This is a genomic window from Tellurirhabdus bombi, assembly GCF_021484805.1.
Taxonomy (GTDB): domain Bacteria; phylum Bacteroidota; class Bacteroidia; order Cytophagales; family Spirosomataceae; genus Tellurirhabdus; species Tellurirhabdus bombi.
In genome coordinates, this window is the sequence record NZ_CP090557.1 from 4,925,140 (window position 1) to 4,941,522 (window position 16,383).

The window sequence follows — 16,383 nt, forward strand, 5'->3', positions numbered from 1 at the left end:
TTTTAAAAAAGAATCGCCTTTAACTTGTCAATCTGCTGGTGCATTTCGTAGTCCCGTTCCATTTTTCGGCGGGCCTCCTGCCCCATTTCAGCCGCCCGGTTCGGATTACCAAGCAACTCAATGATGTATTTTGCCATGCCATCAACATCGCCTTCCTCAACCAAATAGCCCGTTTTTTCGTGTTCAACGGCTTCTTTAATTCCAGCGTGTCGCGTACTGACAATTGGCAGTCCGGCGGCGGAGGCTTCCAGAACCGTGTTGGGTGTCCCTTCTGAATCACCGTTTTCGGGATTGACGACCGAGTGCTGAACAAACAGCCGCGCTTTGCGGTGCCATTCGGCAATTTCATCCGCGGTCTTCACGCCCAGAAACTGCACGGCATGACGCAGTTGCAATTTGTCCACCAGCTTTTTACAGGTCTCCAGCAGTTCGCCGCTGCCAATCATGACCAGCTGGGCGTCGGGGTGCGTTTCCAGTACTTTATCGAAAGCCTGGATCGTTAAATGCGGCGCTTTTTTACCTGCAAAACGCCCAACGGCCAGCACAATTTTATCGGCTTTTTCGGGTGCCGCCCCGTAAAATTTCTCAACGTCAACGCCGTATGGATTGAGCTTCACCTTTTCGGCACTGGCTCCCAACTGAATCAACTGCTCGGCCATATCGCCCGAAACAGCTATAATCGCTTTGGCCTGCGCGAACAGTTTTTTATAATCGTCTTTGTTTTCCTCAATTGTTGGTCGATACGAAGCATCAAAACCGTGAAAATGAACCACCAAAGGTACATTGGCTTTGCGGCAGGCATCCATCACGCCACAACCCGTCGGCCCGTATTCAGCCAGCAGCACGTCGGGTTTCTGCTCGTTCAGATATGCCGTCAGCGCCCGGGTGTAAAAAGCGGGATACAGGGCTGGAATCACCCGTTTTATCCCAACCCGCACCGGCTCGGCCAGCGGCATATGAATAATGCTTTCGCCTTCTTTATTTTGATACGGTCGCCAGCCACCCGTCAGCGTCAGGGCCGGATCCAGGTATTTCAGGTGGTTATAGATGAAAGTCTCCGGGTAGTTATTCGCGTTTGGATAGGCAATGCAAAGTTTCATACGCTTATATTTTCCTTCCAACAACCAGGTACGTACAAGCGTCTTTATCGCGCGTTTCCTGCGAAGTCGTTTTATCGAATAACTGAATCAATAACTGCATCAGAAACGTAAAAGGCGGCCAGGCCCATTTTGGTATCTTAAACAAGAAACCGTCCTGAAACAGTTGCAAACCCATCGCCGAGCGGCCAATAATTCCCCGAAAAGCAACCACCTCAAACCCATTTCTAGCCACAATTTTCTGCAAACCCGCCGAAGTCCAGCGCCAAAAATCCGTTGGATCGGGATGATACATCCAGTAACCATGCGTTGTGAGCAACAGCGTTCCACCCGGTTTCAGAATGCGGCAAGCTTCCCGCAGATAGCCTTCGGGGTCTTCAACGTGTTCCAACACTTGCGTCGACAACACCACATCAACCTGATTATCGGCCATTTGAATCCGGCTGTCGGAGCCAATGTGTACTTCGGCGTGCGGGTTCCAGGCCAGATCAATGCCCAGATAGTTGACATTTTCCGGCGGAAACAAGGATACATACGGCTTCGTCCCGCACCCAAAATCAGCCAGCGTAATGCGACCCGAGCGAGTCAATGGGTCCACAAACGACGTTTTGGCGTATTGCACCAGTTCGCGCAGTTTTGTCAGGTAATACCGCCGGGGATTGGCCAGACCGGGTTTGATCCGGTAATGTTCTTCCGGATTGTCGGGCAGGGCTTCGGTGCGAACGCTGGTGTCACTCATGCCGGTTCCTGATAAGTCTCGTTAATAAAGGCCGCAATTCGTCCGGCCGCCTGGCCGTCCCACAATTGCGGAATCTGGCCTTGCTTGGCTTTACCATCCAGGATTTCCAAGACTTTTTCGTGCACCGTTACTGAATTCAGATCAGCCAGCAACTGGTTTGTTCCAACCTCTACCGTCACGGGGCGTTCGGTGCTGTCGCGGAAGGTCAGACAAGGCACTTGCAGGTAAGTCGTTTCTTCCTGAATCCCGCCCGAATCGGTCACGATAATGGCGGCATTTTCCATCAGGTTCAGGAATTCCAAGTAGCCTTGTGGTTCCAGCAAACGCAGGTTCGGAATGGCCGTTAAGCGCTCCCAAAGTTCGAAGCGTTTCAGGTTGTTTTCGGTACGTGGGTGAATCGGGAAAAGCACCGTTTTGTAGACCGCAGTATCTTCCACAATCTGCACAATGCTTTGCAAGCCGCCTTCGGCATCTACGTTGGCGGGCCGGTGCATGGTCATAACCACGTAGCTTTTCGGCTCCAGACCCATCTGCCCAACGGTGTTCAATTCGGCGGCTTTTTTGCGGTAGTGCACGAGCGAATCGATCATGACGTTACCGACAAAATGTACTTTCTGATCGTTCACACCTTCCCGTTTCAGATTGTCCAGTCCGGCCTGTTCCGTCACAAAAAGATGATCCGAAATGCTGTCGGTCAGAATGCGGTTGATTTCTTCGGGCATCCGACGGTCACCACTGCGTAAACCCGCCTCCACGTGAACCACCGGAATGTGCATTTTCACGGCGACCAACGCACAGGCAATCGTCGAGGTCACGTCGCCCACCACCAGAATGACATCGGGTTTTTCCGTTTCCACCACCTGCTCAAATTCCAGCATGATCCGTGCCGTTTGCTGCGCGTGCGAGCCGCCCCCAATGCCGAGAAAATAGTCTGGCTTAGGCAATTCGAGCTGGTTGAAAAACACATCGCTCATCTTGGCGTCGTAATGCTGGCCGGTATGAACGATTTTCGACTGAATTTGCGGGTATTGCTGAAAAGCCCGGTGCAGCGGTGCGACTTTCATGAAGTTGGGCCGCGCACCCACAATATTTAAAATTTTCATCTCAGGTTGTTACGTTAGGCTGGTGTTTCCGCCCCGTGGCGTACTCAAACGCCCGTACGTATTCTTGCAGCACTTTATGGATATTTACTTCGTCGCGAATAATTTGTAACGACCGTTCGCCGAACGCCTTCACTTTTTTTGGATCAGCCAGCAGCGAATCGATGGTTTGAGTCAAGCTATCAGCGTCGCCATTCTGGAAATAATAGCCGTTCTGGCCCTCACGCACCAGCCGTTTTTCGGTTCCATCAGCCACCGAACAAACCACGGGTTTGGCAAAACACATGGCGTCGTTGATCGACAGCCCGCCCATCCCCGCCAGCACATAAATGGCCGACGCGTGCAGATAACGACCCAGCGACACGGCATCGTAAACGCCGCCGACAAACTTCACCCGGTCAGCTACGCCCCGCTTTTCCGCGTGTTGCTTCAGCTTCTCCTCCTCCGGTCCGTATCCAACCACCACCAGTTCGATGCCGGGGTATTTGGCCTGTAAGCGCTGTACTGTGTCGATGATCAAATCAACGCGTTTCCACTTCACCAGCCGACCCACGTGGACCAGCCGATAGGGATTGGGCGGCAGAATCAGGTCTTCGTATCGAACCTGCTCGTAGGCTTTCAGCAGTTCGTCGGTGTCGGGCGAATTTGACGTAATGAAGATTTTTTCCTGCGGAATGCCGTAGCTGCCAATGATTTGCCGCGCTTCGTCGGTGTAATAAATATGAGCCGCCGCCCGGCGCAGATACACCCGACGGACAGCGGTTACGCCCAGAAACCAAAGGTAGCCTTTCAGGCTCATGTTGGTACTCAGGCTGAAATCTTCGTTCAGGTTGTGGCCGCCGTAGTAGTACTCTTTGACTTTGCCCCAGGTCGGAATATTGAACGGAATATCGCGGTTGATCAGCTTGATGCCGGTCGCTTTGAACCAGCCCCAGAACTCGGTACTCATCGCGAAATGCAGAATATACGGCCAGTTGACAATTAGTACGTCCGGCTTTTCTTTTTCCAGAACTTCCTGAATCCCGCGCAGAAATGGTTTTTTATACCAAGTTTTGTATTCTTCCAATTCATACAACCGGAATTGGCGGCTCGATGTGTCTTCGTGTACGCCCGACCCAAGGCTCGCGCTTCGCTGGCCCGGTTTGATTAAAGCCACCTCGACGCCATACTCCGTCACCAGTTTATTTAAAACCAGCGTGAAGTAGTGCGGCAACCCAGCCATTAAGAAGCAAACTTTCATTTTATCTAGTTGCCCAAAATTGAATTTTGCAAAGGTACAAAATTTACCCCACCTTGCCTTTTCCTTTTTCGGGCGATCAGCCCAGGTCTAACGGCGCTTTTAGCGCAAATACGGATTAGGCGGAAATCTCAGCAGCTTATAACCCTGTTCCTCTAGCTTTTGCAGGACGCCGGAAGTTGGCGTTTTCTTGAAAATAACCACTGAATACGCCTCCGGCGGAACAAGCGTAGTAGCCGTTAATAAATTTCTGATTTGGATCTTACGCTGTTGTTTCTCAATGGTTGCAGCGGCCCCGACGTTGCCGGGATTGAACCCTTTATACGCCATCATCGGCAGGCCCAGCGAACACGCCATTTTTTCAAATTCCCGGATGGAAATTTTGTGCACGTAGTTGCCTACGACCTCAAACGAATACTGGTTTTTCCAGATTTTTCGCAGCAAACCCGTATCGATTCGGTCCAGAATATTCCGTATAAAGAGCAGAATCGGCATCTGAATCACGGGGTCCACCGGTTCCTGGATAACAACCGCTTCTCGACATACGCGCAACATTTCGTAGAAACCAATGGCCGGGCGCGGAAAATGATGGTAGGCTTCCTTGCAAAACACGTAATCGAACGAATTATCCGCAAACGACAGCTTTTCCACGTTTTCAACCGAATACTGCCGGATTAGCCCCGCCTCTTTCACCCGCTCCAGAATGGAATCGGTCAAGTCGCTGGCAACCGCCTCACAACGCTGGCGCAGAAAATAGGCCGCATCGGCGCCGTAGAGATCGCCGACCGTTAGCACCGACGTTCCCGGCTGAATCAGCGGCTGCGTCAGTTGCCAGAATTGCTGGTGAATGAAATGTCCTACCGTTCCTTCCTGAAACAGGGAATAATCGGCACCGCCCGCTTCCAGACCCGCCGATACGCGCTTGATGTGGTCTTCATGGGCTTTGTAACTATCGTTTGTAATCATGTCCAACACAACGTGCAAGGATACAAAGGTAGAACGGAGTTGCGACGTATTTACGATTCAGCCGACTTTTTAGCCATCCGCACCGCTATTTTCCCAGTAGGGCAAGTGCGGCGGTTTCCGTACTTTTGCGCCATGCTCTTATTTCGCTTTTTGTTTAAAGATGCTTTCCGGGCACTCATTTCACCGACTGGCCGCACTTTTCTTTGGCTGTTGCTGGTTTATGGAGGTCGTAAACGCTTCTCCCGCCAGCTTGTTCGCTTTAGCCGCTATCAGCTCGAAGTGCCTGACGCGCTGTCTTTTGTCTGGCAGTACAAAGAAATTTATACCGACGAACTCTACTATTTCAAGCCGGGCAGCAGCCAGCCTGTAATCATCGACTGCGGAGCTAACATTGGCATGAGCGTGACTTATTTCCGTGAACGTTACCCACAAGCCCGCATCATCACGTTTGAGGCGGACCCGGTGATTGGGAAAATCCTGCAACAAAACCTGCAAACGAACGGCATTTCGGGCGTTGAAGTCGTGAACAAAGCGGTCTGGACCGACGATCAAGGCGTTTCGTTTGGTAGCGAAGCGGCTGATTCTTCGTCTATTTTTTCGACCGAAACCAAAAATATTGTTCCTTCAGTTCGATTGCGGGATTACCTGCTCCGCGAATCTCGCATTGATTTATTAAAAATTGACATTGAAGGTGCCGAAACCGCCGTGCTGGAAGACTGCCGCGACGTGCTCAATCGAGTTAACCACCTTTTTGTGGAATTTCATTCGTACATCGGTCATCCGCAAACGCTGGCGACCGTCATGACGATTCTGGAGGAAGCGGGTTTCCGGTATTATCTGGACACCAACCAGCACCGCCGCCGTTCGCCGTTCATTGATTTTCGCTATCCGGGTAGTGCCGTGATGGATTTACAGCTAAATATCCATGCATGGCGCGAAAACTGAATATCCTGCAACTAAGCACCTATCATACATCGGGTGGCGCAGGCATTGCGGCTAGACGGCTTAACGAAGCGCTTGTGCGGGCGGGTCAGAATTCCTGGATGCTGGTTCCGCAAACGGACCGTCCCGAGCCTCACGTGGCCGGACTGGCCGAAACAACGCTAGAACGAAAAATGGCCTTTGCGCGCTTTGCACTGGATCGCCTGAGCTTCTGGCCTTACGAAAAAAGCAAAGCCGAGCGGTTTGCCTTTTCGCCAGCGCGGGTCGGTACGGACATTAGCCGCCATCCGCTGGTACAGCAGGCCGACATTCTGCACCTGCACTGGACACAGTTTGGTTTTCTTGGCTTGTCAGACATGAGCAAGCTCTTCCGACTTGGTAAACCCGTTGTCTGGACCTTGCATGATATGTGGGCGTTTACGGGCGGTTGCCATTATAGTCGGGGTTGTGCGCATTACCAAACCCACTGTCACCACTGCCCTTTTCTTCGCAATCCGGGAGCGCATGACTTGTCGTATCGCCTCTTCGAGAAGAAGGTCGAGCTTTACCACAACGCACCCCTGACGTTTGTAACCCCTAGTAAATGGCTTTCTAAGTCATTAAAAGTTAGCCATCTTGGTCAACCCTTTCCGGTGCATGTCTTACCGAACCCCATTGATTCTAACCGGTTCCAACCGGCGCAGGATCGGCAGGTAGTTCGGCGGCAACTGGGTTTGCCCCTCGACAAAAAACTACTTTTGTTTGGCAGCTTCAACACGCAGGACCCGCGCAAGGGATTTCGTTACATCCAGGAGGCGCTGCAATTACAGAAAGATCGATTACCAGACACAGAAATTGTTATTTTTGGCAAATCAAATCCAGAAATAGTCAATGCCCTGCCGCTGCCCGTCACGAACCTGGGTTCGATTACTTCGGAAGAAAAAATGATTGCTGTCTATCAGGCCGCCGACGTCTTGCTCATTCCCTCGTTGGAAGATAATTTTCCAAATACCATCATCGAATCGCTGGCCTGCGGTACGCCGGTTCTGGGATTTCGGACGGGCGGGATTCCAGAGCAGATTATGCATCGGCAGACCGGCTATCTGGCGCAGCTTGCCTCTGCCGAGGATTTGGCGCAGGGGTTGCACTGGCTCCTAACCCAGGCCGATCTGCCCATCATGCGGCAAAATGCGGCGCGCCACATCCATTCGTGGTTAAGCTACGAAGCGATGGCTTCTGAGTTTACGGAGCTTTACCAAAACCTGCTTAAAGCCTGATATGCCCAAACTTTCCATTATCACCGTCACGTACAACGCCGAGCGCTATCTGGAACGGACCATCCGAAGCATCCTGGCCAATGGTCAGAGACCAGAGGTTGAATATCTGGTGATCGACGGGGCCTCGAAAGACGGAACCTTAGGGATTATCCGACAATATGAAGTTGTCATTCAACGCTGGATTTCTGAATCTGACCGGGGTTTGTACGATGCCATGAACAAAGGATTGCAGGCTGCCACGGGGGAGTATGTCTGGTTTTTGAACGCGGGCGATGAAGTCCACGACAGCCAGGTTATTCCACAGCTACTCCGGGCTATCGATACGCAGCAGGCCGACGTGTATTACAGCGACGCCCTTTTCGTGAATGAGTCAGGACAGCCCGTTGGCCTTCGCTCCGAAATAACCCCGCATCGCTTGCCTAAAAACCTAACCTGGCGGGACATGGACATGGGTATGAAAGTATGTCATCAGGCGTTTATTGCCCGACGAATCATAGCACCCCAATACCCCATCGATAATCTCAGCGCTGATATTGACTGGGAAATTCGCTGTCTGAAAGCGGCTAATAAAATTGTTTATCTACCTTTCATCCTCTGTAAGTACCTGACCGGCGGACTCTCGGTGCAGCGGCATCGCCAATCGCTCATTGATCGCTTTAAGGTACTGGCCACGCATTTTGGCACCGTTCCCACTTTGTGGAATCACGCCCGGATCGTGATCAGAGCGGCTCGTAAACGACTGAATACCTGATTCTTTTACCAACGTTATTTATGTCCCTACAAAACATTCATCTTAAGTTTCCGCTTCTTCTTCTGTTCTGGCTCACGTTGCTTCGCACGTTTGCCCAACCCATTGCCACTGATACGACTGCTTTTGAACGAAATAGTCTTCAGCACCGTATTCCATTAAAGGCGTTCATTATTCCTTCCGTCCTGATTGGTGGTGGTGTAGCCTTGCTGGATAGCCGCACCCGCGAGCCTTTCCAGACCATGAATGTTGTCACCCACCTCGACGATTATCTGGTTGTTAGTCCGTATGCTTTGCGAGTAGGTTTGCAGGTTGCCGGCGTCAAACCCAATATCAAGCTGGGCGATGAAATTGCCGTTACGATTGTGGCAAACGTGCTGGCAGGCGGCGTTACCGAAGGGCTGAAGCGAACGGTTGGCTCCCTCCGCCCGAATGGCGAAGACCGAAAATCGTTTCCTTCTGGCCACGCTGCCATTTCATTTACCGGTGCGGAGCTGCTGCACCAGGCTTATCGGCATAAAAGTCCCTGGATTAGCGTGGCCGGGTATACCTTAGCAACGGCAACCAGCGTTTTACGAGTAGCCAATCTACATCACCACTGGGGCGACGTATTAGCCGGCGCCGGAATCGGAATTGCTTCTGTTAAACTAACTTATCTTGCTTATCCACTCGTAAAAAAGCAGTTTAGCCGACACAGGAAGCAACGTGTTAAAGATTAATCTTCGATGAATTTTCCATTTCCTTGAAGAGATTTGTCGATTAATACCAAAATGAAAATAAATTTGCGGCTCATTTAGGAGAAACCAACGATTCTTCTTTTGTATATCCTGAACTTAAAATAGAATTAAATCATGAAGCGTATAGCTGTTTTTACTTCCGGCGGTGACGCACCTGGTATGAATGCCTGCATCCGGGCAGTTGTTCGGGGGGCAGTTTACCATGGAATCGAAGTGTTCGGCGTTCGGCGGGGCTACAACGGAATGATAAACGGCGATATTTTCCAGATGACCTCTCATTCGGTTAGCAACATTGTTCAACGGGGCGGTACGATTCTGAAATCGGCCCGAAGCAAGGAGTTTATGACACCCGAAGGTCGCCGCAAAGCATTTGAACAACTGCAAAAAAATAATATTGAAGGGCTGGTAGCGATTGGTGGAAACGGTACGTTTACAGGTGCCACCATTTTCTACGACGAATTTGGCATTCCAACCGTTGGTGCGCCGGGAACCATTGACAATGACCTGTACGGAACCGATCACACCATTGGCTTCGATACCGCCGTCAATACCGCCCTGGAAGCCATCGACAAAATTCGGGATACAGCCGATTCCCACGACCGCGTATTTTTCATCGAGGTAATGGGCCGCGACTCCGGTTACATCGCAATTCAGTCCGGTATTGCCGGGGGCGCTGAGATGGTGATGGTTCCGGAAGTACTAACTCCCATTCCCGAAGTTATTGAAACGCTCAAACAAGGCTGGAGCCGCTCCAAGTCTTCGTCGATCATCATTGTGGCCGAAGGCGACGAAGAAGGAAACGCCGCCGAGGTTGCGGAAAAAATCCGTTTGCACGTTGGCTCAGGAGTCGATATGCGGGTAACGACGCTCGGACACATCCAGCGGGGTGGTGTTCCTACGGCCTATGACCGCATTCTGGCGAGCCGGCTTGGTCTGGGCGCGCTGGAAGGCTTGATGAATGGGGAAAAGAACGTAATGGCGGGCGTCGTCAACAACGAGTTGGTTTACACGCCTTTCCGCGATACCATTCGTTTGCCCAAACCAATCAGTGAGGACATGCTGCGGATGGTGCGTATCCTGAGCGTATAGCTCAGGCGTAGCCCATTAGCTTGTAAACGACGTACCCGACTAGCTCACGTAAGAGCTGGTAGCTGTCCCGGAAGGCCCCTTCAGAAGGTAGAATAAGGTTATCCGGCGTATAAAGCCGCTGTTGGCCCATTATATCGGCGGAGTAAGGTACAACCTGGATTTGCTGTTTCTGAAAACAAGCCACCGCTCGTTGCATATGAAAGGCGGACGTGATCAGAACATATTCATTATCAGAGAACTTTTGACGGAGAATTGCCGCTGTAAAACGGGCATTTTCGTAGGTATTCAGGGATTTATTCTCCAGAATAATGGCATTCGCCGGAATGCCGCCTGCCTGTAGAAATTGCGCGGTTAATTTTCCCTCATTAGCGATCTCACGCGGAATAATTGGATCTCCGCCGCCGCTAATCAGGATTTTCTGGATTAGTCCCGCTTTGTACAACAAGAGCGCCTGCCCCATCCGATCGGCGTGATCGGCTAAAAAAATCCGGTTGAACGGTTTAATATCCGAGCGCATAATTCCTCCCGTCAGCACAATACCAATTCGAGGCTTTGTGGTCTTCGCCAGCGTGGTGGGCGGCACCTCCCACCACAGGGCAATTTCATTACTCAGAAATCCATTCCCCAATAAAAACCAGAGTCCAATCCCAAGCTGTAGCCAGCGGCGGCGATACCGCGGATTCTTCACCAACAACGCAGCCAGTAAGGTAATGGTTAGCAGCCCAGCGGGCATGATGATGTAATACAGAACTTTAGACAAAAAGAAGAACATGAGAAATGCAGTAATCGGGAATTCTATCGTTTAAAAAGGGTAAATTTGTACGTAAAATCTTACATCAACTAGTCAGGATGTCAAACTTTCATCGAATTTGTTTAACAGTCTTCTTTATCGGTTACTCCGCCTTGACGATGGCGCAGGCTCCTGCCGCCAGTCACCGCATTAGTGCCCATCTGAAAGGACTCTCCAATAAGACCGCTTACCTGGCGAATTACTTTGGCCCTACGCAGTACATCCCACGCGACACGGCCCAGTCGGATGCCGAAGGACGCCTCCTGTTCGATGGAGCCAACACATTGCCGGAAGGTCTTTACATGATTGTGGTTGACGCCAAGCCCGTGATGCAGTTGGTTATTGGTGAGCAGAATTTCTCGTTTGAAGCCGACACAGCCGACATCGTTGGAACAATCAAGTTTGCAGCTCCCGGCGAAAGCGCTCTTTTCTACGATTATCAGAAATTTCTGCAAAAGCAATATAAGCAAATTACGGCCATTCGGAATCAGAACGGAGCAAATAATCAGACACAGATTGCCGCCCTTCAGAAAGAGTCTAACACTTACCGCACGGATTTTATTAAGAAAAACCCCAAGTCTCTGACGGTGAAATTGCTGCAAGCGGTTGCCGAACCCGAGGTTCCACCGGCGCCAAAGCTTGCCAATGGCCGCCCCGACTCGCTTTTTGTGTTTAATTACTACAAATCGCACTTTTTCGACGGATTTGATTTCTCGGACGAACGCTTGCTCCGCTCTCCCTTTGTCCAACAAAAACTGGATCGTTACCTGAAAGAACTAACCGTGCAAACGGTCGATTCACTGATCAAAGAAGCGGATTACCTGGTTGGTCGGGCCAAGGCAAATAAAGAGATGCTTTCGTACACGATTTGGTACATTACCAATCAATACGAGCAGTCGAAAGTGATTGGACTGGACGGCGTTTTCGTGCACATGGCGGAGAAATATTACCTGACGGGTGTCATGCCGCTTTCGGACACGGCATCGCTGAGCAGCATTCGCAAACGGGCACAGATCCTGAAGCCTCTACTGGCCGGAAAAATCATTCCGAACATGAGCGCCCAGGATTCCCTGGGCCGTCCCCAGGCTCTGCACAGCGTTAAAGGCGAGTATGTGGTTGCTTTTATGTACGACCCCGATTGTGGACACTGCAAGGAATCGGCGCCCAAGCTGAAGAAATTTTTTGAAGATCACCGCGCCAAAGGCATGCAGGTATATGCCGTAGCGATCAACAACACCCCCGAGAAGTGGCGGCAATTTGTTCGGGAGCAGAAATTACAGGGCATGGTTCATGTGTATGGCCCTAGCTCCGGCATCAATTTTGAACAGAAATACGACGTTTATTCAACCCCAACAGTCTATTTTCTGGACAAAAACAAAAAAATTCTGGCGCGTCGTCTACCCGTTGAAGAGCTGGAAAGTTACTTCCAGTTTATGCAGCGGCAGCAGCCCGCCAAGCCAAAGGCACCTACCCCAACAGCCAAAGCGGGCAGTGCCGCAAGTACTAAAAAATAAAAGCGAGGGCCGGAGTTTTCCGGCCCTCGCTTTTAGAGAGAAAATGTTTTTAAATAAGGCCTATCAAGAGGATAATTGCCCCGACAATCAAGCCTACAACCCCAACAGTTGCCGCAGTTCCTGTGGCAAACAAGGTTAACAATAAACCGACAATGACGAAAACGGCACCAGCGGCTAGCAGCCCAGAATTGAGCATTGGCTTTTGTGGCGACTCAGGAGCCAGGTGCTTCTGAATCTTTTTGTCGAGCCGCTTAAGCATCATCCGCTCAACCATGTTCATTTTTTTAGGAGCAGCCGGAGCAGCGGCTACGTTGCTTTTGGCAGCGGCAGAAGTCAGTAACTCTTGCACACGAGCCATGCGCTTTTGAACCCGCTTGTCTTCCAACGCGGCGCTATTTTTGGCAATAGCGTCGTTCAGTTGCTGGATGTCCTGTGTCTTAACGACAGGAGCAGCCGCAGCAACGAGCGTAGGCTCTTCTACTTTTTCGACGGGAGCCGTTACCGCTTCAGCAACAACGGGCTGCGTAGCTGGCTTGGGAGTTTCCGCGGAGAACCGCTCAACTGGCATACGCTGATAAGTGGCATAAGGACGGCTACAAGAAGCAAAAAAGGCCGCAACCACAACTGTGGAAGCCAGTGCATAACGCTGGAATAATTTGTGCATACTAATAAAAGTTTTAAGTGGAACTCGAGAGCTTACACTAGCACAAACTACTTTTCGAAAAGATTGTTGATTATTTTATAAATAACCGACTAAACGACGCATGAATCATATCTCGTTACAATAAAGGCACGAAATTATTTCATTTTGCCTCGTTTCACCAGATACGCCGACAGGATCTGATCGAAGCCCTGCGCAATATCGGCCTCAATGAAGTCAATGCGGTACTGGCCACAGCGCAGTTTCAGTTCCTGGTAAAAGTTTTGAATGGCCTGCTGGTAGGAGTCGCGCACCTGATTAGGCTGTACTTTTACTTTTTCGCCGGTTTCCAGGTCGATGAATTCATACGGGCGCTCGTCGAAGGAGAAATCCTGCTCGGTTTTTTTATCCGTGACATGAAATAGCAAGACCTCGTGCAGGTTGTGCCGCAAATGCTGAAGCGCCGAAAACAGGTGCTCAGCCTCTGAGACATTTTCAAACATATCGCTAAAAATCACCACCAGCGAACGCTTATTAATTTTTTCGGCTAATTGGTGAATCACCGACGCGGCTGATGTTTTTTTAGGCTGCGGTGGCTGTTCCAACAGGTCATTCAGTTGAATGAACATTTTGTGAACGTGCGAGGGCGTCGATTTGACCGGTGTTTGAAGCTCGATATCTTCCGAGAAGGTGCAAAGGCTAACGGCATCCTTCTGACGTTGGAGCAAATAAGCCACACAGGCAGCAGCCATCACACTAAACGTAATTTTGCCGTAGGTGCCTTTTCCCAGATCGGGGTAATACATCGTTGACGATGTGTCGATTAATAAGTGGCAGCGGAGGTTGGTTTCTTCTTCGTAGCGTTTGACGAATACTTTTTCCGACTTGGCGTATACTTTCCAGTCGATGTGGCGGGTACTTTCGCCCGTGTTGTACAGCCGGTGTTCGGCAAACTCGACCGAAAAGCCGTGGAATGGCGATTTATGCAGCCCGGTAATGAACCCTTCAACCAACTGACGGGCCAGAAATTCGACGCTACCAAATTCTCTGATTTTCCGTAAATCAACCTGATTTTTCATAAAGCCCCGGCGAAAAAAATCAGACATGAGGCTGAAGTGTCTGTCACCTCATGTCTGGGTTAAGAACGCATACTGCGTTTAATTGTTGCCAACAGGCTCTGCTGTTTGCAACATCAATTGAGAACTAGCCAAATAGAGAGAGTCTTGCTGCGCGGAGTCTGCCTTGGCAAAACGGTCGGCTCCGACAACACGGATGGCTACATTTGCAACACCGCGCTGGATCATTCCCAGGGTTTTAGCGGCTGAATATCCCAAGTCAATAATCCGGCCTTTCGTATGCGGGCCGCGATCATTAATACGTACAACGACAGACTTGTGATTATCTAGATTGGTTACTTCTACCATGGTATTATGCGGTAGAGAGCGGTGAGCAGCGGTTAAGTCGGTAGGTTTGATGCGCTCACCATAGGCGGTTTTACGGCCATTGAACTTCTTGGAGTAGAAAGAGGCCTTGCCTCGCTGTATGAGACCCTTGTGGATCTCCGTCGGTTGGATGCTGTTGAAAAGCAACATCAGGGACATGATTAAACTCATACAGGGCTGGTTTGGTTGAACAATAAAAAAGAGGTGAACGTTAGACACTTACGCCACCTCCGCATAGGAAAAACACAATTCCCTTATTGCAAATATAACAGGATAAAGTTCAGGAACAAGAGTATACGCCCCTTTTCTCCTACTGATCTTGTTCAGTTTTTCCATTCAACGGTCTTAAATATGATTGAAAGATATTTTTCCCGCTTCCTTTTGCTTGTTATACTAATCCCGCTATTTTAGCGTTTGAAACACTCTAAACCATCAGGATTGTGGAAGAAAAAGAGAAAGAAAAAATCTTTTCCAAGCGCGTTCGTGCTGGAAAAAGAACCTACTTCTTTGACGTTAAATCCACCCGGGCAAGCGACTATTACCTAACGATTACCGAAAGCCGCCGCCACCCGCAGGGTGATGGCTTTGTGTATGAGAAACACAAAATGTTTTTGTACAAAGAAGATTTCGATAAGTTCGCAGATGCTCTTCAGGAGACAATTCAATACATCAAAGCTGATCTGATGCCTGAATTTGACTTCGCCCAATTTACGGTGAAAGACGAGCTAGAAGATATAGGTGGCAGTGAACTTAAGTGGGATTAAGTCAATAACCTTCTCTCTTTTGTCCGCCTCTGATCAACATCAGAGGCTTTTTTGTTTTTCGTCCCTGAATGTCCGAACTTTGCGGAACAATTCTGAATGAGCCGATGCGTATAGTTAGTAGGGTTGAAGTCAGGCATGATTCCATCAATCAGCGGCTTAGCAACCCGGCCAAAATCGCTCATTCGCTCATTCCCTTATTCAAATTTAACCATTCATGAGTCTGCAATGTGGAATCGTAGGGTTGCCAAACGTCGGTAAATCCACTTTATTTAATGCCATCTCGAGCGGGAAAGCCGAAGCGGCCAACTACCCGTTCTGTACCATAGATCCCAACGTCGGGGTGGTCACCGTTCCAGACGAGCGGCTGGATACCCTCGAAACCCTGGTCAAGCCCCAAAAGGTTGTTCCAACCATCATTGAGTTTGTCGACATTGCCGGTCTGGTGAAGGGAGCCAGCCAGGGCCAGGGCCTGGGGAACAAGTTTTTAGCCAATATCCGGGAAGTTGACGCCGTGGTGCACGTCATCCGGTGTTTCGAAGACGAAAACATTGTTCACGTTGAAGGCCGCGTGAACCCGATTTTCGACAAAGATATCATCGATACCGAACTGCAACTGAAAGATCTTGAATCGGTTGACAAAAAACTGCAACGGATCGAGAAAGCTGTCCGGTCGAGCGGCGACGCCAAGGCGAAAGCCGAACTAGACGTGCTGCTGAAATACAAAACGGCTTTGGAAGCGGGGCAAAACGCCCGTAGCGTGGAGGCTTCGCCTGAAGATCGCCAGGCAGCTGTTGGTGAACTGCACCTGCTCACCATTAAGCCGGTTATTTACGTAGCGAACGTCGACGAAAATTCCCTGCCCAACGGAAATCAGTTCTCCGACCAGTTAAAAGAGACCGCCAAAGCCGAAGGCGCTGAGGTGATTGTCGTTTGCGCGGCGATTGAATCCCAGATTGCCGAAATGGAAGATCCCGAAGAACGCCAGATGTTCCTGGGCGAATATGGTTTGGACGAATCAGGTCTGGATAAACTCATCAAAGCGTCTTACCGCCTCCTCAACCTGATCACGTATTTTACGGCGGGTGTGAAGGAAGTTCGCGCCTGGACCATCCAGCGGGGTTGGAAAGCCCCGCAGGCAGCCGGCGTGATTCACACGGACTTTGAACGCGGGTTCATCCGGGCGGAAGTTATCAAGTTGCCGGATTATATCCAGTACAAAACCGAAGCGGCCATTAAGGAAGCCGGTAAAATGGGCGTTGAAGGCAAAGAATACGTGGTGGCGGATGGCGATATCATGCATTTCCGGTTCAACGTATAAACTA

Annotated in this window: 17 protein-coding genes; 8 read left to right on the forward strand and 9 right to left on the reverse strand. The window is 50.3% G+C overall.

Features of this window, described 5'->3' with window-relative positions:
* Positions 1–2: 2 nt before the first annotated feature.
* The 5 genes from L0Y31_RS20920 to L0Y31_RS20940 all read right to left on the reverse strand — a co-directional run bounded on the left by L0Y31_RS20920 (position 3) and on the right by L0Y31_RS20940 (position 5,139).
* Entirely contained in the window at positions 3–1,100 is a 1,098-nt protein-coding gene (locus L0Y31_RS20920) for a glycosyltransferase (RefSeq protein WP_234735032.1), read from the reverse strand.
* 4 nt (positions 1,101–1,104) lie between these two features.
* Positions 1,105–1,836, reverse strand: a complete 732-nt coding sequence (locus L0Y31_RS20925; RefSeq protein WP_234735033.1) for a class I SAM-dependent methyltransferase — start codon at positions 1,834–1,836, stop codon at positions 1,105–1,107.
* Positions 1,833–2,939: a non-hydrolyzing UDP-N-acetylglucosamine 2-epimerase gene (gene wecB, locus L0Y31_RS20930; RefSeq protein ID WP_234735034.1), complete on the reverse strand. Its 1,107-nt coding sequence runs from the start codon at positions 2,937–2,939 to the stop codon at positions 1,833–1,835. Before wecB ends, L0Y31_RS20925 begins: the two co-directional genes overlap by 4 nt.
* A 1-nt stretch (position 2,940) precedes the next feature.
* Positions 2,941–4,176: a glycosyltransferase family 4 protein gene (locus L0Y31_RS20935; protein WP_234735035.1), complete on the reverse strand. Its 1,236-nt coding sequence runs from the start codon at positions 4,174–4,176 to the stop codon at positions 2,941–2,943.
* A 99-nt stretch (positions 4,177–4,275) separates the two neighbouring features.
* Complete coding sequence (locus L0Y31_RS20940; protein ID WP_234735036.1) at positions 4,276–5,139, reverse strand: class I SAM-dependent methyltransferase; 864 nt, start codon at positions 5,137–5,139, stop codon at positions 4,276–4,278.
* Between the two features lie 12 nt (positions 5,140–5,151).
* Here L0Y31_RS20940 and L0Y31_RS20945 point away from each other — a divergent pair, with 12 nt between their 5' ends.
* From L0Y31_RS20945 to pfkA, 5 genes are all read left to right on the forward strand, one after another.
* Positions 5,152–6,084 (forward strand): FkbM family methyltransferase, encoded by a 933-nt coding sequence (locus tag L0Y31_RS20945; protein ID WP_310587122.1) that lies wholly within the window; start codon positions 5,152–5,154, stop codon positions 6,082–6,084.
* Positions 6,069–7,337: a glycosyltransferase family 4 protein gene (locus tag L0Y31_RS20950; RefSeq protein WP_234735037.1), complete on the forward strand. Its 1,269-nt coding sequence runs from the start codon at positions 6,069–6,071 to the stop codon at positions 7,335–7,337. Before L0Y31_RS20945 ends, L0Y31_RS20950 begins: the two co-directional genes overlap by 16 nt.
* A 1-nt stretch (position 7,338) precedes the next feature.
* A complete protein-coding gene (locus L0Y31_RS20955) occupies positions 7,339–8,088 on the forward strand; it encodes a glycosyltransferase family 2 protein (RefSeq protein WP_234735038.1) in 750 nt (249 codons plus the stop codon).
* 20 nt (positions 8,089–8,108) lie between these two features.
* A complete protein-coding gene (locus tag L0Y31_RS20960) occupies positions 8,109–8,804 on the forward strand; it encodes a phosphatase PAP2 family protein (protein WP_234735039.1) in 696 nt (231 codons plus the stop codon).
* Between the two features lie 132 nt (positions 8,805–8,936).
* Entirely contained in the window at positions 8,937–9,911 is a 975-nt protein-coding gene (pfkA, locus tag L0Y31_RS20965) for a 6-phosphofructokinase (RefSeq protein ID WP_234735040.1), read from the forward strand.
* A 1-nt stretch (position 9,912) separates the two neighbouring features.
* Here the strand turns inward: pfkA and L0Y31_RS20970 are convergent, their stop codons facing one another.
* A complete protein-coding gene (locus tag L0Y31_RS20970; protein WP_234735041.1) occupies positions 9,913–10,683 on the reverse strand; it encodes a YdcF family protein in 771 nt (256 codons plus the stop codon).
* 77 nt (positions 10,684–10,760) lie between these two features.
* Between L0Y31_RS20970 and L0Y31_RS20975 the strand changes: the two genes are divergently transcribed.
* Positions 10,761–12,215 carry a redoxin domain-containing protein gene (locus L0Y31_RS20975; protein ID WP_234735042.1) on the forward strand — a complete coding sequence of 485 codons (1,455 nt, stop codon included), beginning with the start codon at positions 10,761–10,763 and terminating at the stop codon, positions 12,213–12,215.
* A gap of 49 nt (positions 12,216–12,264) precedes the next feature.
* Here the strand turns inward: L0Y31_RS20975 and L0Y31_RS20980 are convergent, their stop codons facing one another.
* The 3 genes from L0Y31_RS20980 to L0Y31_RS20990 all read right to left on the reverse strand — a co-directional run bounded on the left by L0Y31_RS20980 (position 12,265) and on the right by L0Y31_RS20990 (position 14,468).
* The gene (locus L0Y31_RS20980; protein WP_234735043.1) at positions 12,265–12,879 is read right to left on the reverse strand and encodes a hypothetical protein; all 615 of its coding nucleotides are present in this window, start codon (positions 12,877–12,879) and stop codon (positions 12,265–12,267) included.
* 134 nt (positions 12,880–13,013) lie between these two features.
* A complete protein-coding gene (locus tag L0Y31_RS20985; protein ID WP_407084049.1) occupies positions 13,014–13,961 on the reverse strand; it encodes a DUF58 domain-containing protein in 948 nt (315 codons plus the stop codon).
* Between the two features lie 51 nt (positions 13,962–14,012).
* Positions 14,013–14,468 (reverse strand): septal ring lytic transglycosylase RlpA family protein, encoded by a 456-nt coding sequence (locus tag L0Y31_RS20990; RefSeq protein WP_234735044.1) that lies wholly within the window; start codon positions 14,466–14,468, stop codon positions 14,013–14,015.
* 269 nt (positions 14,469–14,737) lie between these two features.
* Between L0Y31_RS20990 and L0Y31_RS20995 the strand changes: the two genes are divergently transcribed.
* Together L0Y31_RS20995 and ychF are read left to right on the forward strand one after the other, a co-directional pair.
* Positions 14,738–15,061: a DUF3276 family protein gene (locus L0Y31_RS20995; protein WP_234735045.1), complete on the forward strand. Its 324-nt coding sequence runs from the start codon at positions 14,738–14,740 to the stop codon at positions 15,059–15,061.
* Between the two features lie 214 nt (positions 15,062–15,275).
* A complete protein-coding gene (ychF, locus tag L0Y31_RS21000; RefSeq protein WP_234735046.1) occupies positions 15,276–16,379 on the forward strand; it encodes a redox-regulated ATPase YchF in 1,104 nt (367 codons plus the stop codon).
* Positions 16,380–16,383 lie beyond the last annotated feature (4 nt).